The sequence below is a fragment of the Solimonas aquatica genome (genome assembly GCF_900111015.1).
Lineage (GTDB): Bacteria > Pseudomonadota > Gammaproteobacteria > Nevskiales > Nevskiaceae > Solimonas > Solimonas aquatica.
Window position 1 is genome coordinate 37,017 of the sequence record NZ_FOFS01000014.1, and the last position, 21,156, is coordinate 58,172.

17 protein-coding genes are annotated in these 21,156 nt (G+C 65.6%); 12 read left to right on the plus strand and 5 right to left on the minus strand.

From position 1 onward, the window contains the following. The first annotated feature begins 4 nt into the window (after positions 1–4). Entirely contained in the window at positions 5–1,066 is a 1,062-nt protein-coding gene (gene recF, locus BMY12_RS16730; RefSeq protein ID WP_177189043.1) for a DNA replication/repair protein RecF, read from the plus strand. Between the two features lie 66 nt (positions 1,067–1,132). Then, complete coding sequence (gene gyrB / locus BMY12_RS16735) at positions 1,133–3,604, plus strand: DNA topoisomerase (ATP-hydrolyzing) subunit B (protein ID WP_093288837.1); 2,472 nt, start codon at positions 1,133–1,135, stop codon at positions 3,602–3,604. A gap of 7 nt (positions 3,605–3,611) precedes the next feature. On the opposite strand, the gene BMY12_RS16740 is transcribed toward gyrB, so the two are convergent. Both BMY12_RS16740 and BMY12_RS16745 read right to left on the minus strand, forming a co-directional pair. After that, positions 3,612–4,202, minus strand: a complete 591-nt coding sequence (locus BMY12_RS16740; protein WP_093288838.1) for a hypothetical protein — start codon at positions 4,200–4,202, stop codon at positions 3,612–3,614. 11 nt (positions 4,203–4,213) lie between these two features. Next, entirely contained in the window at positions 4,214–6,583 is a 2,370-nt protein-coding gene (locus BMY12_RS16745; protein ID WP_093288840.1) for a penicillin-binding protein 1A, read from the minus strand. A gap of 209 nt (positions 6,584–6,792) precedes the next feature. Between BMY12_RS16745 and pilM the strand changes: the two genes are divergently transcribed. The 9 genes from pilM (at position 6,793) to BMY12_RS16790 (ending at position 14,130) form a co-directional block, all read left to right on the plus strand. Beyond that, a complete protein-coding gene (pilM, locus tag BMY12_RS16750; protein ID WP_177189044.1) occupies positions 6,793–7,659 on the plus strand; it encodes a pilus assembly protein PilM in 867 nt (288 codons plus the stop codon). Beyond that, positions 7,656–8,207 (plus strand): PilN domain-containing protein, encoded by a 552-nt coding sequence (locus BMY12_RS16755; RefSeq protein ID WP_093288843.1) that lies wholly within the window; start codon positions 7,656–7,658, stop codon positions 8,205–8,207. Before pilM ends, BMY12_RS16755 begins: the two co-directional genes overlap by 4 nt. Continuing rightward, positions 8,204–8,800 (plus strand): type 4a pilus biogenesis protein PilO, encoded by a 597-nt coding sequence (locus BMY12_RS16760; protein ID WP_093288844.1) that lies wholly within the window; start codon positions 8,204–8,206, stop codon positions 8,798–8,800. Before BMY12_RS16755 ends, BMY12_RS16760 begins: the two co-directional genes overlap by 4 nt. Next, positions 8,797–9,171: a hypothetical protein gene (locus BMY12_RS16765; RefSeq protein ID WP_093288846.1), complete on the plus strand. Its 375-nt coding sequence runs from the start codon at positions 8,797–8,799 to the stop codon at positions 9,169–9,171. Before BMY12_RS16760 ends, BMY12_RS16765 begins: the two co-directional genes overlap by 4 nt. After that, positions 9,168–10,490: a type IV pilus secretin PilQ gene (locus BMY12_RS16770; RefSeq protein WP_093288848.1), complete on the plus strand. Its 1,323-nt coding sequence runs from the start codon at positions 9,168–9,170 to the stop codon at positions 10,488–10,490. The genes BMY12_RS16765 and BMY12_RS16770 overlap by 4 nt, the downstream gene beginning before the upstream one ends. 36 nt (positions 10,491–10,526) lie before the next feature. Continuing rightward, complete coding sequence (gene aroK / locus BMY12_RS16775) at positions 10,527–11,048, plus strand: shikimate kinase AroK (protein ID WP_093288849.1); 522 nt, start codon at positions 10,527–10,529, stop codon at positions 11,046–11,048. Between the two features lie 56 nt (positions 11,049–11,104). After that, complete coding sequence (gene aroB, locus BMY12_RS16780) at positions 11,105–12,199, plus strand: 3-dehydroquinate synthase (protein ID WP_093288851.1); 1,095 nt, start codon at positions 11,105–11,107, stop codon at positions 12,197–12,199. Between the two features lie 8 nt (positions 12,200–12,207). Further along, a complete protein-coding gene (locus tag BMY12_RS16785; RefSeq protein ID WP_093288853.1) occupies positions 12,208–13,356 on the plus strand; it encodes a deoxyguanosinetriphosphate triphosphohydrolase in 1,149 nt (382 codons plus the stop codon). A 147-nt stretch (positions 13,357–13,503) separates the two neighbouring features. Further along, entirely contained in the window at positions 13,504–14,130 is a 627-nt protein-coding gene (locus BMY12_RS16790; protein ID WP_143068987.1) for an outer membrane beta-barrel protein, read from the plus strand. Between the two features lie 67 nt (positions 14,131–14,197). On the opposite strand, the gene BMY12_RS16795 is transcribed toward BMY12_RS16790, so the two are convergent. From BMY12_RS16795 to BMY12_RS16805, 3 genes are all read right to left on the minus strand, one after another. After that, positions 14,198–15,496, minus strand: a complete 1,299-nt coding sequence (locus BMY12_RS16795) for a YXWGXW repeat-containing protein (RefSeq protein ID WP_177189045.1) — start codon at positions 15,494–15,496, stop codon at positions 14,198–14,200. Positions 15,497–15,678: 182 nt separating this feature from the next. Continuing rightward, positions 15,679–16,107 (minus strand): PIN domain-containing protein, encoded by a 429-nt coding sequence (locus tag BMY12_RS16800; protein WP_093288857.1) that lies wholly within the window; start codon positions 16,105–16,107, stop codon positions 15,679–15,681. A 7-nt stretch (positions 16,108–16,114) separates the two neighbouring features. After that, positions 16,115–16,375, minus strand: coding sequence for a type II toxin-antitoxin system Phd/YefM family antitoxin (locus BMY12_RS16805; protein WP_093288967.1), 261 nt, complete (start codon positions 16,373–16,375; stop codon positions 16,115–16,117). Positions 16,376–16,631: 256 nt separating this feature from the next. On the opposite strand from BMY12_RS16805, the gene gltB reads away from it, so the two are divergent. Then, the gene (gene gltB / locus BMY12_RS16810) at positions 16,632–21,098 is read left to right on the plus strand and encodes a glutamate synthase large subunit (protein WP_245732590.1); all 4,467 of its coding nucleotides are present in this window, start codon (positions 16,632–16,634) and stop codon (positions 21,096–21,098) included. The last annotated feature ends 58 nt before the right edge of the window (positions 21,099–21,156 follow it).

Consider the following 21,156-nt stretch of genomic DNA (forward strand, 5'->3'; position numbering starts at 1 on the left):
CGGCATGCAGCTGACGCAGCTCAAGGCTGACAACTTCCGTCGTTTTACCAAGCTGAGCCTGCCCATCCCGGGCAGGCTTAATTTGTTTGTGGGCGCCAATGCCGCCGGCAAGACCAGTCTGCTGGAAATGATTTACTGTCTGAACCGCAGCAAGTCCTTTCGGGGTAGTGCGTATCAAGACCTGATGGGACCGGCCAAGGCGCAATGGACGGTTTTTGGACGCTATGAAGGCGAGCGTGGTCCGCAGACCGCCGGGCTGCAATGGGCAGAGCAGGGCATACAGGCGCGCCGTGAGGGCAAGCCGGCTTCGGCCCTGGACCTGGTACAGCTGGCGCCGACCCAAATCCTGGAACCCGGCATGCACCGCATGATCGCCGAGGGTCCGACTTATCGGCGCAGCTTCATCGACTGGGGTGTGTTCCACGTGGAACCACGATTCATGCCCGCCTGGCGGCGCTTCCGTCGCGCGCTGCGGCAGCGCAATCAGCTGTTGCGGGAGCGCCGATCCAATGCCGAGATTTCCGCCTGGGAACCTGAGCTGGCAGAGAGCGGAGAGGAGCTGCATGGTTATCGGCTGGAACACCTGAGCCGCATGCGACAGCAGGTCAGCGAGCGGATCGCGCGCTTGTTGGAGGAGCCGGACTGGAGCTTCGAGCTGCAATCCGGCTGGAGCGCCGAGCACAGCCTGCTGGAAGACCTGGAACGTCACCGCGAGCGGGACCGTCGATTGGGAATGACGCAATCCGGTCCCCACAGGGCTGAGCTCCGCATCCGTGCCGGCAAGCTGGCGGTTCGGCATCGCATCAGCCGTGGTCAGCAAAAGCTGGTGCTGGCGGCGATGCTGATCTCGCAATGCGAGTTGCTGCTCCAGGATGCCGGCATCGCGCCGATCCTGCTGGTCGATGATTTCAGTGCGGAACTGGCCGAGCATTTCCAGGCCTCACTGCTGGCGCAGCTCAAGGTTTATCCCGGTCAGGTGTTCCTGACCGCCTTCGAGCAGAGCGGGGTGCTGAAGGATTCCGAGCTGGCCTTGTTCCACGTGGAACAAGGGCGGGTCCGCGCATAGTTCCGGCGAGCCGTCAGCCTTGCTGGAGTGCTAAAATCAACGTTTAGTCCAAGGTTTAGAGCTTCCATGAGCGTACAGCCCAACGCGGATTACGACGAATCCAGCATTCAGCAGCTTGAGGGTCTGGAAGCGGTGCGCAAACGCCCGGGCATGTACATCGGCGACACCTCGGACGGTACCGGTCTGCATCACATGGTGTTCGAAGTAGTGGACAACGCCATCGACGAAGCCCTGGCTGGCCACTGCGACGACATCGTCGTCAGCATTCATTCCGACAACTCGATTTCGGTCACCGACAACGGTCGCGGTATTCCGGTCGGCATCAAGTTCGATGACAAGCACGAGCCCAAGCGTTCGGCTGCCGAAATCGTGATGTGCGTGCTGCACGCCGGCGGCAAGTTCAACCAGAACAGCTACAAGGTCTCCGGCGGTCTGCATGGCGTGGGCGTGTCCTGCGTCAACGCCCTGAGCCAGTGGCTGAAGCTCACGGTCCGCCGCGACGGCAAGAAGCATTTCATGGAATTCCATCATGGCGTGCCGGTGGACCGCGTGCTGGAAATACAGAATGGCGTGGAAGTCTCGCCGCTGAAGCTGCTGGGCGAAACCGACAAGCGCGGCACCGAGGTCCACTTCATGGCCGACGAGGGCATCTTCGGCAAGGTGGAATATCACTACGAAGTGTTGGCCAAGCGTCTGCGCGAGCTGTCCTTCCTCAACAACGGGGTGCGCATCCGTCTGATCGACGAGCGTACCGGCAAGGAGGAAGACTTCGCTTTCTCCGGCGGTGTGAAGGGCTTCGTGGAGTACATCAACAAGGCCAAGACCGCCCTGCATCCCACGGTGTTCCACGCAGGCGGCGTGGCCGAGGTCAGCAGCGGCACCGGCGGTCCGGTGCAGGTGCAGGTGGAAGTCGCCATGCAATGGAATGACTCCTATGCCGAACAGGTGCTGTGCTTCACCAACAACATCCCGCAGGCCGATGGCGGCACGCATCTGACCGGTCTGCGTGCGGCCATGACCCGCGTGATCAACAAGTTCATCGAGGAAAGCGAGTTCGCCAAGAAGGCCAAGGTGGACATCAGCGGTGATGACATGCGCGAAGGTCTGGCCTGTGTGCTCTCGGTGAAGATGCCGGATCCGAAGTTCGCCTCGCAGACCAAGATGAAGCTGGTGTCCTCCGAAGCGCGCCCGGCGGTGGAGGAAGTGGTGGCGGCCAAGCTCGCCGAGTTCCTCCTGGAACGTCCCAGCGAGGCCAAGACCATCTGCGGCAAGATCGTCGAAGCCGCCGCCGCCCGCGAGGCCGCGCGCAAGGCGCGCGAAATGACCCGCCGCAAGGGCGTGCTGGACGGCATCGGCCTGCCCGGCAAGCTGGCGGACTGCCAGGAAAAGGACCCGGCCAAATCGGAACTGTTCCTGGTCGAGGGTGACTCGGCCGGCGGCAGCGCCAAGCAGGGCCGCGACCGCCAGTTCCAGGCAATCCTGCCGCTGAAGGGCAAGATTCTCAACGTGGAACGCGCCCGACTGGAAAAAATGCTTTCTTCTCAGGAAGTTGCAACCCTGATCACAGCCCTGGGCTGCGGCATCGGCAAGGACGAATTCAAGCCGGAGAGGCTGCGCTACCACCGCATCATCATCATGACCGATGCCGACGTGGACGGTGCGCACATCCGCACCTTGTTGCTGACCTTCTTCTACCGGCACATGTACACGCTGATCGAGCGCGGCCACGTCTATATCGCGCAGCCGCCGCTGTACAAGGTCAAGAGCGGCAAGCTGGAAACCTATGTGAAGGACGATGGCGAGCTCAACAGCTGGCTGATCGACGCGGCCTTGAACGACGCCAGCCTGAATCTGCCGGCGGGCCCCTTGCCGGCGGCGACGCTCGCCGAGCTAACCCGCGAGTACGCGGCCGTGGAACAGCTGATCGAGCGCCAGGCGCGTCGCTACGACCATCACGTGCTCAATCAGCTGGCTCGTCTCGCGCCGCTGCCGACGCAGGCGGAAGGTCTGCCGGGCTGGGCCGAGCGTTACGCCGACGCGCTCAATGGCGAAGGCCTGCGCGGCCAGTTCAGCGTGCAGCTGCGTGCCGGTGCCGAAAGCCCCTTGCTCCAGGTCGTGCGCAGCATCCACGGCAATGAGCAAATCTTTAATTTCAATAGCGATTTCTTCAACGGCCCGGATTATCAGCGGATCGCGGCACTGCGCAGCCGCCTGCTGGAGCTGGGCAGCGGCGAGTGGCAGCTGAAGCGTGGCGAGCGCGGCAGCACCGTGCAGGGTTTCGATGCGGCTTTTGCCTGGCTGCTGAGTGAGGCACGGCGCGGCCTGCATGTGCAGCGCTACAAGGGTCTGGGCGAGATGAATCCGGAACAGCTGCGCGAAACCACGCTGGAACCGAAGAACCGCCGTCTGGTGAAGGTGGACGTCGAGGACGCCGTGGCTGCCGATCAGATCTTCACCATGCTCATGGGCGAGCAGGTGGAACCACGCCGCGAGTTCATCGAGAAGAACGCGCTGCTGGTCGGCAACCTCGATCTCTGAAGCGGTCTCAGGCCTGCTGGGCGAGCCGCTCGGCGGCGGCCAGATCCAGGCGCTGATAGGGCTGGCCGTCCTGCGGACTCAGCGGCAGGCGATGCAGATCGTCCTGCTCGAACAGGCTCAGGTCCACGCCCAGGCCCTGGTAGTCGAAGCTCAGCACCGGCAGGTTTTCCTCCCGTCCGCCGGGGTAACGGAAACGTCGTTCGCTGGTTTCGAAATCGATATTGCGTTCCAGCAGAAACACGTCCACCAGCTCGGGCTGATCGGCGAACAGATGCAGCTGCAGATGATGAGCCTCCGTCACCGCGCCATTGACCGCGCCACCGACCAGCCGCGGTGAGAACGCCGCCAGCAAGCGCATCAGCTTCGGCGCCGCCGCCCGCATGCGCGCCAGCTGCTTCTGATAGGCCTCGCCACCAAACAGACGCTGGTACGCAATCACCGCCTCATGCACGCGTGCGTTGTCCGGCAGCGGCGTGCGCGGTGGCAGACCCAGACGCTGCAAGGCCTTGAGCTTGGCGCTGCGATAGTCGATCAGCAGCTCCTCGCAGACGAGGCGCGCCGCTTCCTCGGCGATGCCATTGCGCTGCGGACTCGACATGCGGTGCGCCTTTAGTAGAGATCTTCCAGGGACTTCTTGCCCGGCTCATGTTCGTCAGCCTGCGCGGCTTCCGGCACATGGTCTTCCTGCACGGTTTCAAAGATCGCGTTTGTCGTGCCCGGCGCTGCCAGCTTGCCGGTGGCCGGATCGATGCGCACGCTCACCAGCCCGGTGGGCTGCGGCAGTGTCTGCTGCGGCACGCCCTTGAGCGCGGTGCGCATGTAGTCGATCCAGATCGGCAGCGCCGCGCGCGCACCGACTTCGCCACGACCCAGAGGTGTGGGCTGATCGAAACCCACCCAGGCGATGCCCACCTCGTCCTTCTGGAAGCCGTCGAACCAGGCATCAGTCTCGTCGTTGGTGGTGCCGGTCTTGCCGGCCAGATCGACGCGGCCCAGCGCATTGACCGCCGCGCCGGTGCCGCGCACGGTGACGTCATGCATCATGCTGGTGGCGAGCCAGATCACGCGCGGATCGATGCTGCGCGCCAGGCTGTCGGCCGTATTGGCCGGTGCGGCTGCAGCGGCCGGCGCGGCACTGTCGGCGCTGGTGGTGGTGGTGGCCGCACTGACGTCGCCGCATAGCGGACAGGCCCGCTTGGGCTGCGCCTGGAACAAGACCTTGCCACCGGCATCGCGTACTTCGGCGATGAAGTAAGGATCAATCACGAAGCCGCCATTGGCGAAAGTGGCATAGCCGCGTGCCAGCTCCAGCGGCGTGAACACGGCGCTGCCCAGGGCCATGGTCAGATCATTGGGCAGGCGGTCTGCCGGCAGACCGAAGCGCGGAATGAAATCGCGCGCATAGTTCAGGCCGATGGCCTGCAGCAGACGGATCGAAACCAGATTGCGGGAATGCACCAGCGCCTCACGCAGGCGCATCGGGCCCTGCAGATCGCCTTCGTAGTTTTCCGGACGCCAGGCCGAATCGCTGGCACCATCGCCGACCACCACCGGGGCATCGAGAAACACCGAGGCCGGCGTGTAACCGTAAGCCATGCCGGCAGCATAGAGAAAAGGCTTGAAGCCCGAGCCCACTTGGCGCCGTGCCTGCGTCACGCGGTTATAGCGGTTGACGAAGAAATCGAAACCGCCGACCAGTGCCTGAATCGCACCATCGCTGGGACTGAGCGCGACAAACGCGCCTTGAACCTGGGGAATCTGCGCCAGACGCCAGTTGCCGCCACTGCGCCGCAGGCGCAGCACATCGCCCACTTCCGGCGGCTTCTTGGCCCAGTTGGCCCAGGCAAACGCGCTCCTCTCCAGCGTCAGCGCGCTGCCGTCGCGCAGCTTGAGGCTCAGGGCCTCGGGTTCGTAATGCGTGACCACCGCCACCGGCAGATCGCTCAGCTGCGGCAGCGCATCCAGGGATTCGCGCAGCAGTTCGGGGCTGCTCATGGCCTGCGTCGACAGCTTGCCCTCGGGCCCGCGCCAGGCGTGGCGCTCGTTGTATTCAAGCAGCGAGCGACGCACCGCGCCATTGGCGGCGGCCTGCTTGGCCGAGTCGATGGTCGTGATCACGCTCAGGCCGCGCGAGTAGAGATCTTCGCCATACTGCTCGTAGAGCTGCGTGCGCACCATCTCGGCCAGATACTGCGCATCGACATCCACTGCGGCGCGATAAGGATGCACCGCCACCGGCGCCGCGCGCGCCTCCTGGTACTGCGCGTCGTTGATATAGCCCAGGGTATGCATGCGCGACAGCACATAGTCGCGACGCTCGCGGGCGCGCTGCGGATTGCTCACCGGATTGTCACGCGAAGGTGCTTTGGGCAGACCGGCAATCACCGCGGCTTCCGACAAGCTCAGCTCGTGCACGTCCTTGCCGAAATAAACCAGCGCGGCGGCACCCACGCCGTAAGCGCGTTCGCCGAGAAAAATCTTGTTGAGATACAGCTCCAGGATCTGCTCTTTGGACAGCTCATCCTCGATGCGCAGCGCCAGCAGAATCTCCCGGAACTTGCGCGTGAAGGTGCGCTCATTGCTCAGGAATACATTGCGCGCCAGCTGCATGGTGATGGTGCTGCCGCCCTGGGCCTTCTCACCGGAAGCCGCAAGCTTGAGGCTGGCGCGGGCCAGGCCTTGCCAGTCCACGCCGGGATGCTCGAAGAAGCGATCATCCTCGGCGGCGAGAAAGGCGTGAACCAGCTGCGGTGGAATGTCCTGGTATTTGAGCAGCGCGCGGCGTTCGGCACCGAACTCGCCGATCAGCTTGCCGTCGCGGCTGTAGACATGCAGCGGCTGCGCCAGCTGCAACTCGCTGAGACTGGCTACGGATGGCAGGTCTTGCTTGAGATGCTGGATACCGGCCCAGGCGGCCAGCAAGCCCAGCAGAACCAGCGCGAGTGCGGCGCCGGCGAGTTTGATCGTGAGGGATTTCATCGTAAGGGCGCCGGAGCGTGCAGGCTGCTGGCTGTGAACGGATTCAAGGTCGGCATCGGTGCCGTGCTGTTATAGACCACATCGGAGCTCGTCATCGCCTGACAAGGGCGGGCGTCGTCGGTCCGGGCGGCAGTGTTGAGGTCCGGCGGGGGAAAGTCAACGCAAGTCGCAGAGGGGGCGCCGCTATGGGGGCATCACTCAGCGCATGGATGCGGCATAGACAGAAAGCTGCCGTGGTCGGCGTGGATCTCGCCGACGAGCAGGTGCATCTGCTCGAACTCGGCGGCGGGCAAGAGGTTCGCGCCGCTGTCAGCGCGGAACTGCCCGCAGCCGAGGGCTTCAACGCCGCAATCACCGCCGCCGCCATACGCGAGGCCTTCAAGCGCGGCGGTCTGCGCGCGCATCGGGCGGCACTGGCCCTGCCCGCCGCCATGCTGCAGATCCGTCGCCTGCAACTGCCGCCGGGGCTGGACGAGGACAGCCTGCAGGAACTGCTGCACGCCGACGCCGAGCGCTATCTGCCCTACCCCGCCGCCGAATGCTGTTTCGATTTCGAATGTCTTCCCACCGCCAGCAGCGCGCACACCGAGCTGCGTCTTTATGCCTGTGCGCGTCGGCAGCTGGAACCTCGCTGCGAAGCACTGCGGCTGGCGGGCCTGGAGGTGATCGCCGCCGACCTGGAAAGCTACGCCCTGGAAGCGGGGCTGCGCGCCTGCCTGCCGCCGCCAGGCGATGGTGCGCTGCTCTACCTGCGCCGGCGCCGCTGCGATCTGCTTTTGCTCGACGCCGGTGAAACCAGTCTCATGCAGGAACTGCCCGGCTACGGACTGTGGCTCGATGAGCCGCCGGCTTATGCGCGCGTGCTCAGCCAGCTGCGCACGGCACTGGCCGGCAGTCCACGAGCCGATCTGCCCTTGCTGCTCGGTGGTGCCGGCCCGACGCTGAACAGTCTGGCTGCGCGACTGACGCAGGATCTGCGACGCCGCTGCACGCCCGCGCGTCTGCCTGCCAGTGCCCACGGCGCCGCGCTGCTGGCTTACGGCGTGGCTGTGCGCGCACAGCTCAGGCGGGCATGAGTCCGGCCTTGAATCTGCTGGACTGGCGCAGTCTGCGCCGCGTGCAGGCGCAGCAGCGCCTGCGCCGGCAGCTGCAGCTGAGCCTGCTTGCGGCGCTGTTCCTGCTGCTGCTGCTCTATGGCGGCCTGCAGCTGTTGAGCGAACGGCAAGGCCGGCAGCAGGCGCAGCTGCGCAAGCAGCTTCAGCAGCAGGAACAGCAGCTGCAGGCGCATTACCGGCACGCCGAGCAGGCGCGCCGCTGGCGTCTGCAGCTGCAGCAGATCGAGGCCCTGCGCCGCCAGCGCGAGCTGCCGGACTTGTGGCTGGAGGCCCTGGAGCAAAGCCTGCCGCCTACCCTGCGCTGGAGCGAGCTGCAGCAGACCGCCGATGGCCTGCTGCTCAAGGGCCAGGCGCAAGACGCCGCGCAGCTGGGCGATTATCTGCAAGCCCTGCAGCAAAGCGCGGTGTTTGCCCAGGTGCAGCTGCAGGCGCAGCAGAGCGAAGCGCAAGGCGGCCTGCAGCGCTTCGTGCTCTTTCTGCAGCCATCGCCGCTGGCGGCAGGCTTATGACGGCGCTGCACCTGCCCTGGCTGCCGGAACGCTGGCGCGCAGCGCAGCGCTGGCCACCGCGCTGGCGACGCCTGCTGCAGATGCTGGTTTTCACCGCGGCATGCGTGCTCCTGGCACCCTGGCTGCTGCTGCCCGGCTGGCAGCGCTGGCAACAGCAGCGCGAGCAGACGCAGGCGCTGTCCAAACAAAGCCAGGAGCAGGCGCTGCGTCTGCAAGCCCTGCGCAAGCAGCAGGCCGGTGACCGGTCGCTGCAAGCGGACTACGAACGCGCCCTTCGCGCCCTGGCCGGCACGGAGACGGCCGGTCTGCTGCACGCGCTCGAAGAACTGCGTGCCGCGCATGGTCTGCGCCAGGACAGCTACGAACCGCTGCCGGCCATCCACCTGGACTGCTGTGACGCGCCGGGCTATCGCCTGAGCTTGAGCGGCGCTTACGGCGAGCTGCGCGGCTGGCTGGATGATCTGCCGCAGCTGAGCGAGTTGCTGCTGATCGAGCAGATGCACTGGCAGCTGCAGAGCGAGAACGACAACCAGGTTCTGCGCCTGAGTCTGGTGCTGCGTCATTACCGTCCGGCCGAGGGCAAGTCGCCATGAGAATCCTGCTGCTGCCCCTCGCGGCATTGCTCTGCGGCGCGCAGGGCCGGCCCGGGCCGTCGCCTGCGCGCGATCCCTTCGCCGCTCTGCTTCCCGCCGCCAGCGCCGCAGCGGCCAAGCCCGAGGCCATGCGCGGTCTGCATACGGTGTCGGTCTACACCCTGCAGTGGCTCGGCCTGCTGTGCTACGGCGAGCGCAAGATGATCCTGTTGGGTACGAGCGACGGCCGCACGCAGGCCGTGGATGCTCGCGAGCGCATCGGCATCGAGCAGGCGCGCGTGCTGGCCCTGGATGAACAGGCGCTGCTGCTCCAAATCGAAAACGGGCGCCCGCTGCGGCTGCGCATGGCGAACCCGCCGCCGCTGCCATGAAGGCCCTCGCTGCGCTGCTCCTGCTGTTGAGCACGGCCTCGGCTGCGCAAGTGCCGCTGGCGGAGCCTGCGAAACCGATATCCCTGTCGGTGCGCGATGCCGAACTCGGCGAGCTGCTGCGCAGCATCGCCGCCATCGCCGGCCTGCAGCTGGTGATCAGCCCCTCGGTGCAGGGCCGCATCAGCCTGCACCTGCAGGATCTGCCGCCCGAACAGGCCTTGAGCGTGATTGCGCGCAGCCAGGGGCTGGGCCTGCGACAGCTCGACACGGTGTGGCTGATCGCACCGGCGGCCGAACTCACGCAACGTGAAAAAGCCCTGGAAGAGGCCGAGCGCGCGCATGCGCAGAGCGCGCCGCTGCAGCTGCAGACCCTGCAACTGCGCTATGCCAAGGCGGCCGAGCTGAAAAACCTGCTGCAGTCCGACAAGAATTCGCTGCTCAGCGAACGCGGCCGCGTCGGCGTGGACGAGCGCAGCAATACGCTGCTGCTGCAGGAACAAGAAGACCGTCTGCCGACCTTGATGCGCTTGCTGACCGAACTGGACCAACCGCAGCCGCAAGTGCTGATCGAGTCGCGCATCGTGATTGCCAGCGAGGATTTCGCGCGGCAGCTCGGCGCGCGTCTGGGCGGCGCCGGCGGCAGCGGGCACTACGCCATCGCCGGCAGCGCGGCGGCGGCGCGCGAACGCCTGGCCGGCGGTCAGCCGGCGCTGGACAGCGCACTGGCCGTGCACGCGCCCACCGCCAACACCGCCATCGGCACGCTGGGCTGGTCCATCCTCGGCCCCGAGTTTCAGCTGGACCTGGAACTGCAGGCCCTGGAAAGCGAAGGCCGCGGCGATGTGATTGCGCAGCCGCGCGTGCTCACCGCCAGCGGCAAGCAGGCCCTGATCGAGCAAGGCCGCGAGATTCCGTTCCAGACATCGAGCAGCAACAACGGCACCAACACCCAGTTCAAGAAAGCGGTGCTGTCGCTGACCGTGACGCCGCAGGTCACGCCCGATGGTCGCGTGATCATGGACCTCAGCGTCACCAACGACAGCCAGGGCAGCAGCGTCAGCACCGGCACCGGCGGCGCGGCGCCGACCATCGACACGCGGCGCCTGCAGACCCAGGCCTTGATCCACAGCGGCGAGACCCTGGTGCTCGGCGGCGTGACGCAGGAAGAACGCAATCGCAGCACCGGCAAGCTGCCCTTGCTGGGCGATATTCCGCTGCTGGGCTATCTGTTCCGCAACAGCGCGCGCAGCAGCGCCAGGCGTGAGCTGCTGATCTTCGTCACGCCCCGCATTCTCGAAGAGCAGACGGCGACACGGTAAAGTGTCGTTCTGCCCGTAGGGAGCGGGCCCGACACCATGCTCAGCAGCCGCAATATCTTTCTCATAGGCCCCATGGGTGCCGGCAAGACCACCATCGGCCGCCGCCTGGCGGACAAGCGTGGTCTGGAATTCATCGACAGCGATCACGAGATCGAAGCGCGCACCGGCGTGGACATTCCCTACATCTTCGAAAAGGAAGGCGAGCCGGGTTTTCGCAGGCGCGAGCAGCAGACCATCGCCGAGCTGGTGGAACGCCAGGGCATCGTGCTGGCCACCGGCGGCGGCGCGATTCTCGATCCGCGCAACCGTCAGGCCCTGGCCGCGCACGGCTTCGTGGTGTATCTGCACGCCAGCGTCGAACAGCAGGTGCAGCGCACCGCGCGCGCTGCCAACCGGCCGCTGCTGCAGGCCTCCAGCGACCGACGCGAAACCCTCGCGCGCCTGTTTGAAATCCGCGATCCCCTGTACCGCGAGATCGCCGATCTGGTGCTGCACACCGACCATCGCGGCGCACGCACCCTGCTGCGTGAAATCGAGCGGCACGTGGATCGCGACTGAACCGGCGCCCGGCCGGCATTTGCTACGATGCGCGGCGAAAATCCCAGCAGCACCTCATGAACACCCTGCACGTCGAACTCGCCGAACGCCGCTATCCGATCCACATCGGCCCAGGCCTGCTGTCCCAGCCGCAATTGCTGGAACCCTTGCGGGGCCGGCCGCTGTTCGTGATCACCGATGAACACGTAAAGCCGCTGTACCTGGAGCGCCTCTGCGCGTCGCTGGGCAGCGACCCCGCCAGGGCGCTGGCCCTGGCGCCGGGCGAAACCGCCAAGACCCTCGCCAACGTCAATGAAGTGATGGGCCTGCTGCTGCGCGCACGCCTGCCGCGCGACGGCGTGCTGGTGGCCCTGGGCGGCGGCGTGATTGGCGATCTGGTGGGTTTTTGCGCCGCCATCTATCAGCGTGGCATCGACTTCGTGCAGGTGCCCACCACCCTGCTGGCGCAGGTGGATTCCTCGGTGGGCGGCAAGACTGGCGTCAATCACGAGCTGGGCAAGAACATGATCGGCGCCTTTCACCAGCCGCAGCTGGTGCTGGCCGACACCGACACGCTCAAGACGCTGCCGCGCCGCGAGCTGCTCGCGGGTCTGGCCGAGGTGATCAAGTACGGCATGCTGGGCGATCTGCAGTTCCTGAACTGGATCGAAGAGAACCTCGATGCCTTGCTCAAGCTCGACGGCGAAGCGCTGAGCTACGCCATCCGCCGCAGTTGCGAGATGAAGGCCGCGATCGTGGCCCAGGACGAGCGCGAGACCGTCTCCGGCGGCGCCGGCCCGCGCGCCACGCTCAATCTCGGTCACACCTTCGCGCACGCCATCGAAACCTACACGCGCTACACCGAGTGGCTGCATGGCGAGGCGGTGGCCACCGGCCTGTGCATGGCGGCGGATCTGTCCGCGCGCCTGGGCTGGATGGCGCAGGCGGACGCGCAGCGCTGCATCGCGCTGATCGCGCGCGCCGGCCTGCCGGTGAAACCGCCGGCCGGTCTGGACGCGGCGCAGTTCCGCAATCTGATGGGCCTGGACAAGAAGAACGTCTCCGGCAGGCTGCGTCTGGTGCTGATGAAGCCGCTGGGCCAGAGTCTGGTCAGCAGCAACTTCGATCAGGCCGCGCTCGACGCCTGCTTCACCCACTTCACCAGCGCCTGAAGCCGCAGATGGACCTCGCGCCCTACGCCGCCAATGACCGCCACTCGCGCGGCCGGCTGCATCCGGAACCGGGCGCGGGACATCGCAGCGAATACCAGCGCGACCGCGACCGCATCATCCACTCCGGCGCCTTCCGGCGCCTGGAGTACAAGACCCAGGTCTTCGTCAATCACGAAGGCGATCTGTTCCGCACGCGGCTGACGCATTCGGTGGAAGTGGCGCAGATCGCACGCACCATCGCGCGCAGCTTGCGGCTCAACGAAGATCTCTGCGAGGCAGTGTCACTGGCCCACGATCTGGGCCACACGCCCTTCGGTCACGCCGGTCAGGATGCGCTCAACGACTGCATGAAGCCTTACGGCGGTTTCGAGCACAATGCGCAATCGCTGCGCGTGGTCGATGAGCTGGAAGACAAGTACGCGGAGTTTCGCGGCCTGAACCTGATGTTCGAAACCCGCGAAGGCATCCTCAAGCATTGCTCGGCGGCGCGTGCGCGACAGCTCGGCGAGGTGGCCGAGCGTTTTCTCACACGCCGCCAGACCACGCTGGAAGCGCAGCTGGCCAACAGCGCCGACGAGATCGCCTACAACAATCACGATATCGACGACGGCCTGCGCGCGCGGCTGCTGACGCTGGACCAGCTGCGCGAGGTGAGCTTGTTCCGCCGCCACCACGACGAGGTGCTGGCGCGCTACGGCAGCATCACCCCCAAGCAGCAGCGTCATGAAACCATCCGGCGCATCATCAACACCCTGGTGGTGGACCTGATCGCGCACAGCCAGCAGCAGCTTCAGGCACAGGCCATCGACAGCCTGGAAGCGGTACGGGCACAGAGCAAGGCCCTGATCTCGTTCTCGCCGCAGGTCAGTGCCGAGAACGAAGAGCTCAAGCGTTTCCTGCGCGAGCAGCTGTACCGCCATCATCAGGTGCACCGCATGATGGTCAAGGCAAGGCGTGTGATCCGCGAGCTGTTCGCGGCCCTGATCGACGATGCCAAGCTGCTGCCACCCGAGCACTATCAGGAAGCGCAGCGCCTGGAGCAGGCCCTGGGTGCGGACGGCCGCGCCCGCATCGTCGCCGATTACATCGCCGGGATGACCGACCGTTACGCACTGGACGAGCACGAACGTCTGTTCGACCCGCGCCGCCTGCGCTGAAGCACATTGTGCGCGGCTTGGCAGTCGCCCTCGCCGCTGCCGTCTCCACAGCGCAGCGTTTTTGCTAAGGTGCGCGCCGACCGCCGCTGGTATCCGAGAGGTACACAACAAGGGCGGCGATAAAGGCAATACACACCGGGAGTGTTCATGTTCAAAAAAATGGTTTTGACGGGTTTGCTGTTGTCCGCGTCCTGCGCCAGCCAGGCGGCACCGATCGGGTCGCTGGACCTGCGTTACGCCGGCAGCAAGGTGGAAATCGAAGACGACTTCGACAAGGCGGAGGTGGAGGGCGATGGCTTCGATCTGCGCGGCAGCTTCAATCTGACGCCCGAGCTGGCGGCTCAGGTGAGCTATCTGAGCACCAGCGCCAATGACTTCCGCTTTGACGGTGTCAAGTACGAAGGCGATACGGATCTGAGCGTGTTGCGCGCCGGTCTGCGCTATCAGTTCTACAGCGGCGGTTTTGCTGCCTATGTCCTGGCTGATTACGGCAAGGTCAAGCTCAGTGGTGATGGTGGTTCGGACGATGACAGTGGTTTCGTCGCCGGTGCCGGCCTGCGCGATGCCGGCAAGGGCGCCTTCCTCTGGGATGTGTCGCTGGGCTATATCGACATGGGTGACATCGGCACGGGCGCGGTGTTCGAGTACAACCTCGGCTATCGCTTCACGCCGATGTTTGCCGCCGTGCTCGGCGGCCAGGGTTATGCCCTCAGCAAGGACAGCGTCGATACCACCCTGGGAACTTTCACGCTGGGTCTGAAGCTGAGCTTCTGATCGCCCAGCTTACAGAAAAAAGCCCGCCGGACGCACATCCGGCGGGCTTTTCGTTTGCGGCGCCTGCCTAGTTGCGTGAATCGTCCTGGCCGCGCTGCATCATGCGTGTCCAGGCCGGCGCGTCCGGTCGGCGCTGCTGCTCACCCTGCTGCTGACGCTGCGGTATCTCACGTTGCTGGCGCTGCTGCTGCTGTTGCTGCTGCATTTCCCGCTGCTGGCGTTCCTGCTGTTGCTGCATCTCGCGACGTGCCCGCTCCTGCTGCTGCTGCGCCTCGCGCTGCTGATATTCGCGCTGCTGCTGAATCTGCCTTTGCTGCTGCTCGAAATCGTTCTGCCGCTGCTGCATCTGGCGGCGCTGCTCGTCCTGCTGCTGGCGTTGCTGGTCGCGCATGCGCTCTTCACGCTGCTGCGCCTGCTGCTGCTGGCGCGCCCAGTTCTGGCGGTCCTGCGCTTCGCGGCGCTGCTGCTCATCGTTGCGACGCAGCAGCTGCTGTTGCAACTGGTCGCGCTCCTCACGCTGCTGCTCGGCGCGTCGGCGATCGCCATCACGCTGCCAGGCGTCCTGGCGTTCCTGTTGCTGCTGCCAGCGCTGCTGTACGTCGCGGCGGTCCTGGTCTCGCTCATCGCGGCGCGGATCGCCGCCACGCCAAGCCTCGCGTGAGGGCACGATATCGCGCGGACCGAAAGCGCCGGGGCGCAAGGTCGCAGCAATCGGCGGGCGCCCGCCGTTTTCGCGTGCGAACAACTGCCGGTCCTGACGTGCCGACTGGATGTGCTGCAGCTGCGGCGAGGTCGGCGCAAAGCGCGACAGGCGTCCGTACTCGCGCTCGCGCTCGTTGGGGCGATAGCGCACACCGTCGTCGCCGCCGTTGAAGCTGATGCGGTTGATGGTGATGTTGTTCACCACATTGCGCTGATAGAAGTAAGGAATGCGGCGGGTATCGACGCGGCTCACCGAGCGGTTGTAGTAGTACTGATTGCCGCGCCAGTAGCCGCCGTAGAAGCCGCTGCCCGGATAGCCATAGCCGTAGTTGATGCCGCCGTAGAAGCCCACCTGCGTGCTCCAATAACCCGGATACCAGACGTAGGCGAACTCGTTCCAGGCCCAGTAGCCCGGCGTCCACAGCAGGCCCGGACGCGGTGGTCGCGCCCAGGTGCCAGGCACCCAGTAGTACTCACCGTAATCGGGGTCGTAAGCCCAGTAGCCAGGCACCCAGAGGTAGCCCGGTCCCGGGCAGTACGGTTGGTCGTAGACCGGCAGTTCCGGCGGCGCGAAGTTCACCGAAATCTGCAGATCCGCCCGCGCGCTCAGCGGCGACAGCAGGATGGCCAGCAGCAGCGGCACAAAACGCAAACGAATCAGCATTGCTCGCATCACACATTCTCCATGCACGACCAAGCGTGCGCGTTGCCACTATGCCCGGCCACACTGAACCGGCCGTGAAAACTTCCAGACCGCTGCAGGACTCGAAGCATGTCCCTGGCCCCTACCGCGCGCCATTTTTGATCCCCGCGCCAAGGATGGCGCGGTCTTGTACAGGACGTGCCCTAAGGCCGGAACCAGTCCTCCACCCGCAACTCTGCAATCCCCGCAAACGCACTGGCATTGCGCGTCACCAGACTCAACTCCCGCGTCGCCGCGATCGCCGTCTGCTGCGCTTCCAGCACCGACCAGCCGCGCTCCTGCCGCCAGCGCTCGCTGCGTTCGCGTGCCAGCCACTGCGCCGCATCGCCATCGAAGCTCAGCAGCTGCGGCCCGCTGCGTTGCAGTTCATCGGCGAAGACCCCCAACTGAGTCTGGCGCTCGCCGCCATGCAGGCCATTGATGCCGCGCAAGAGCGCATACAGTGCCGGCGCTGCCAGCGCGCACTGCCGCTGCCGCTGCTCATACAAGGTGAACACGCGGCGGTTGCCCGTGGGCCGGCTCAGCTCGGCCAGCACTGCCAGGTCCAGCAGATAAAGCAGCTTGTTGGCCACGGATGTCCTACAGCTCGCGCCAGCGTTCCAGCTCGCCGGCACTGATGCCCTCGAAGCCCGCCGGCAGCTCCGAGCGCCATTGCTGGGCCCAGGCGGCGAAGTTCAGGCTGCCGGCCGCCGCCGCGCGCAGCCGCAGGTAGTCGGCTTCGGACAACAGCACCGCCACCGGCTGGCCGCGTCGGGTCAGCTGTAGGGTCTGACCTTCCTCGGCCTCGTAGAGCAGCTCGGTGAGGCGGTTCTTGGCGTCGGCGATGGAGACGGATTTCATGGCAAACAGGCTTTTGCGGCGCGGCTTCCGCGCAGGGGCGCACAAGATGGCTATCTAGATGGCCATCTTACGCCCGGATAAGCGCTTGATTCAATTAGGCACATTTCGTGCTCATCAATCAGCCCCCGTTTTCGCTTGCAGCTGGAGCGGCACTGTCCTTAGTGTCCCGCTCCCGCCTCAGCGGCGGTGGCTTGAGCGCGAGGTTCCGCGAGCCGGAATCCGCCTCCTTATTTATGTGTGTCAGGAGCCCGCGATGATGGAACGCCCGCCCCACGGCCTGTACCGGCCTGAGTTCGAAAAAGACAGCTGCGGCTTCGGCCTGATCGCCCACATGGACGACCAGCCCTCGCACAAGCTGGTGCAGACCGCGATCACCGCCCTGCACCGCATGACCCATCGCGGCGCGGTGGCAGCCGACGGCAAGACCGGCGACGGCTGCGGTCTGCTGATGAAGAAGCCCGATGCTTTCCTGCGCCGCGCTGCGGCCGAGGCCGGCGTGGAGCTGGGTGCCGGTGACTACGGCGTGGGCAATGTCTTCTTCTCGCGCGATGCCGCCAAGCGCGCCCGCGCGCAGACCCTGATCAAGGAAAGCCTGGAGCTGCAGGGCCTGAAGCTCGCCGGCCTGCGCGCGGTGCCCACCGATCCCGCCGCACTGGGCGAGGAAGCCTCCCGCAGCGTGCCGGTGATCGAGCAGGTGTTCGTGACCGGGCCCAAGGACCTGCATGCGCATGCTTTCGAGCTGAAGCTGTTCAAGGCCCGGCGCCGCGCCGAGAAGCTGATCCAGGCCGAGGGCGACAGCGAGTTCTACGTCACGCATCTGTCCTGCCGCGTGATCGTCTACAAGGGTCTGGTGATGCCGGAGTTTCTCTCGGCGTTTTATCCGGACCTCGCTGACGCGCAGCTGGAATCCTCGATGTGCGTGTTCCACCAGCGCTTCTCCACCAACACACTGCCGCAATGGCGGCTCTGCCATCCCTTCCGTTATCTCGCCCACAACGGCGAGATCAACACCATCTCCGGCAACCGCAAGTGGGCGCAGGCGCGCGCCAAGAAGTTCCAGTGCGAGGCGCTGCCGGATGTTTCCGAGATCACCCCGCTGGTGACCCTGAACGGCTCCGACTCGCAGAGCCTGGACAACATGCTGGAGGTGCTGCTCGCCGGCGGCATGGACATCTTCGCGGCGATGCGCGCGCTGATTCCGCCCGCCTGGCAGAACGTCGAAGACCTCGACTCCGACGTGCGCGCCTTCTATGAATACAACTCGGTGAACATGGAGCCCTGGGACGGCCCGGCCGGCGTGGTGATCACCGATGGCCGTTATGCGGCCTGCACGCTGGACCGCAACGGTCTGCGTCCGGCGCGTTACGTCATCACCGCCGACCGCCACATCGTGCTCGCCTCGGAAATCGGCGTGCATGATTTCAAGGCGCAGGACGTGGTGGAGAAAGGCCGTCTGCGGCCCGGCGAGCTGCTGGCCGTGGACACCCAGAACGGCACGCTGCTGCGTCCGGAAGACATCGACAAGATGCTGGCCAGCCGCAAGCCTTACAAGCAGTGGCTGAAGACCAAGATGAAGCGCGTGGAAACCGCGCTGGTGGAAGACCCGAGTTCGCTGGACGTGATGCCGCCCGACACCGTGGCCACGTATCACAAGATGTTCCAGCTCACCTTCGAAGAGCGCGACCAGGTGCTGCGTCCGGCCGCCGAAGGTGGCCAGGAAGCCGTGGGCTCGATGGGCGACGACACGCCGTTCGCCGTGCTCAGCGGCCAGGCGCGTTCGCTCTACGACTACTTCCGGCAGATGTTCGCGCAGGTCACCAACCCGCCCATCGATCCGCTGCGTGAGCAGATCGTGATGTCGCTGGAATGCCAGCTCGGCGCCGAGCGCGGCATGTTCGAGGAAACCCCGGAGCGCGCCGCGCGCCTGCTGGTGGACTCGCCGGTGCTGTCCGAGGCCAAGTTCAAGCGTCTGCTCGCCATCGGCAACGAAGATCCGAGCTTTGCGCATCAGGTGCTGGATCTGAATTACGACCCGGCGCAGGGCATGAAGGCGGCGATTCTCGCGCTCTGCGACGAGGCCGTGGCCGCCGTGAAGTCCGGCAAGGTGATGCTGGTGCTCTCCGACAGCGCCATCGAGCGCGGCAAGCTGCCCTTGCACGCACTGCTGGCCGTGGGCGCGATCAACAACCGCCTGGTGGTCGAAGGCGTGCGCTGTGACTGCAACATTCTCGTCGAGACCGCCACCGCGCGCGATCCGCATCAGTTCGCCTGCCTGATCGGCTACGGCGCCTCCTGCGTGTATCCGTACCTGGCCTACGCCACGCTCTATGAAATGGCGCGCTCGGGCCAGATCAAGAACAAGCCGGTCGAGGCGCTGGCGCAGTCGTATCGCAAGAGCATCAACAAGGGCCTGTTCAAGATCATCTCGAAGATGGGCATCAGCACCATCGCCAGCTATCGCAGCGCGCAGCTGTTCGAGATCGTCGGGCTCTCGGATGAAATCGTGGACCTGTGTTTCGAGGACACGGTCTCGCGCATCCAGGGTGCGCGCTTCGAAGACCTGCAGGAAGAGCAGGAATCGCTGGCCGACATCGCCTGGAGCGCGCGCAAGCCCATCGCCCAGGGCGGCCTCTACAAGTACGTGGCCGGCGGCGAGTACCACGCCTACAACCCGGACGTGATCGCCACCCTGCAGAAGGCGGTGAAGTCCGGCAACTACGACGACTACCAGGTCTATGCCGATCATGTGAACGGCCGTCCGGTGGCCACCATCCGCGATCTGTTCGCGCTGAAGAAGGCCGAGCCGATCCCGGTGGAAGAAGTGGAACCGGTGGAAGCGATCCTCAAGCGCTTCGACTCCGCCGGCATGTCGCTGGGTGCGCTCTCGCCCGAGGCGCACGAGGCCCTGGCCATCGCCATGAACCGCCTCGGCGGCCGCAGCAACTCCGGTGAAGGCGGCGAAGACCCGGCGCGCTACGGCACCGAGAAGATGTCGAAGATCAAGCAGGTGGCCTCCGGCCGCTTCGGCGTCACGCCCGAGTACCTGGTCAATGCCGAGGTGCTGCAGATCAAGGTCGCGCAGGGCGCCAAGCCCGGCGAAGGCGGTCAGCTGCCCGGCGACAAGGTCAACGAACAGATCGCCAAGCTGCGTTACGCCAAGCCCGGCGTGGCACTGATCAGCCCGCCGCCGCATCACGACATCTACTCCATCGAAGACCTCGCGCAGCTGATCTTCGACTTGAAGCAGGTGAACCCGCAGGCACTGGTGAGCGTGAAGCTGGTGTCCGGCCCGGGCGTCGGCACCATCGCCGCCGGCGTGGCCAAGGCCTATGCCGACCTCATCACCATCTCCGGTTATGACGGCGGCACCGGCGCCTCGCCGCTCACCTCGGTGAAGTACGCCGGCACGCCTTGGGAACTGGGCCTGTCGGAAACGCATCAGGCCCTGCGCATGAACAATCTGCGCGACAAGGTGCGCGTGCAGACCGACGGTGGTCTCAAGACCGGCCTGGACGTGATCAAGGCCGCGATTCTCGGTGCCGAATCCTTCGGCTTCGGCACCGCGCCGATGGTGGCCCTGGGCTGCAAGTATCTGCGCATCTGCCATCTGAACAACTGCGCCACCGGTGTCGCCACACAGAATGCGACCCTGCGCCACGACTACTTCATCGGCCTGCCGGAAATGGTGATGAACTATTTCCGCTTCGTGGCCGAGGAAACCCGCCGCTGGCTGGCGCAGCTGGGTGTGCGTTCGCTGGCCGAGCTGATCGGCCGCACCGATCTGGTCGAGATCGCCGAAGCGCCGCACGCCAAGGCCGGGCATCTGGACCTGAAGCCGATTCTCGAATCGGCCGGCATGGTGCTGCCCAGCGCCCAGTACTGCATGTTCAACAACGAACCCTTCGACAAGGGCGAGCTGGCCGAGGCCATGCTGCAGGACTGCCTGCCGGCCATCGAGCACAAGACCGGCGGCGTGTTCCATTACTCGGTGAGCAACCGCCATCGCTCCATCGGTGCGCGTCTCTCGGGTGAGATCGCGCGGCGCTGGGGTTCGCTGGGCATGAACGACAAGCCCATCACCATCAAGCTCAAGGGCGCGGCCGGCCAGAGCCTGGGCGTGTGGAACGCCGGCGGTCTGCATCTGGAACTGGAAGGCGATGCCAACGACTACGTGGGCAAGGGCATGGCCGGCGGTCGCATCGTGGTCAAGCCGCCCAAGGGCGCGCGCTATGAAACGCGCGAAGCCGCGATCATCGGCAACACCTGCCTGTATGGCGCCACCGGCGGCACGCTGTATGCAGCCGGCATGGCCGGCGAGCGCTTCGGCGTGCGCAACAGCGGCGCGCATGCGGTGATCGAAGGCTGCGGCGATCACGGCTGCGAATACATGACCGGCGGCAGCGTGGTGATTCTGGGCCGCACCGGCGTGAACTTCGGCGCCGGCATGACTGGCGGCTTCGCCTATGTGCTGGATGAAAAGCGCAGCTTCGTGGACCGCTACAACCACGAGCTGATCGACATCCATCGCGTGGTCTCCGAGCAGATGGAAGCGCACGAGCACTATCTGCGCAAGCTGGTGCAGGAATACGCCGAGGTCACCGGTTCGAGCTGGGCGCTGCACATCCTCTCGGACTGGGCGGATTACGTCGGCAAGTTCTGGCTGGTGAAGCCCAAGGCGGCGGAGATCGGCTCTTTGATCGACTCCGTGCGCGCTGCCGCTTGAAGCGGCGGCCCGCACGGAGGCGGTGATTCGCGAAACGAATCACCCATCATCAACTAGG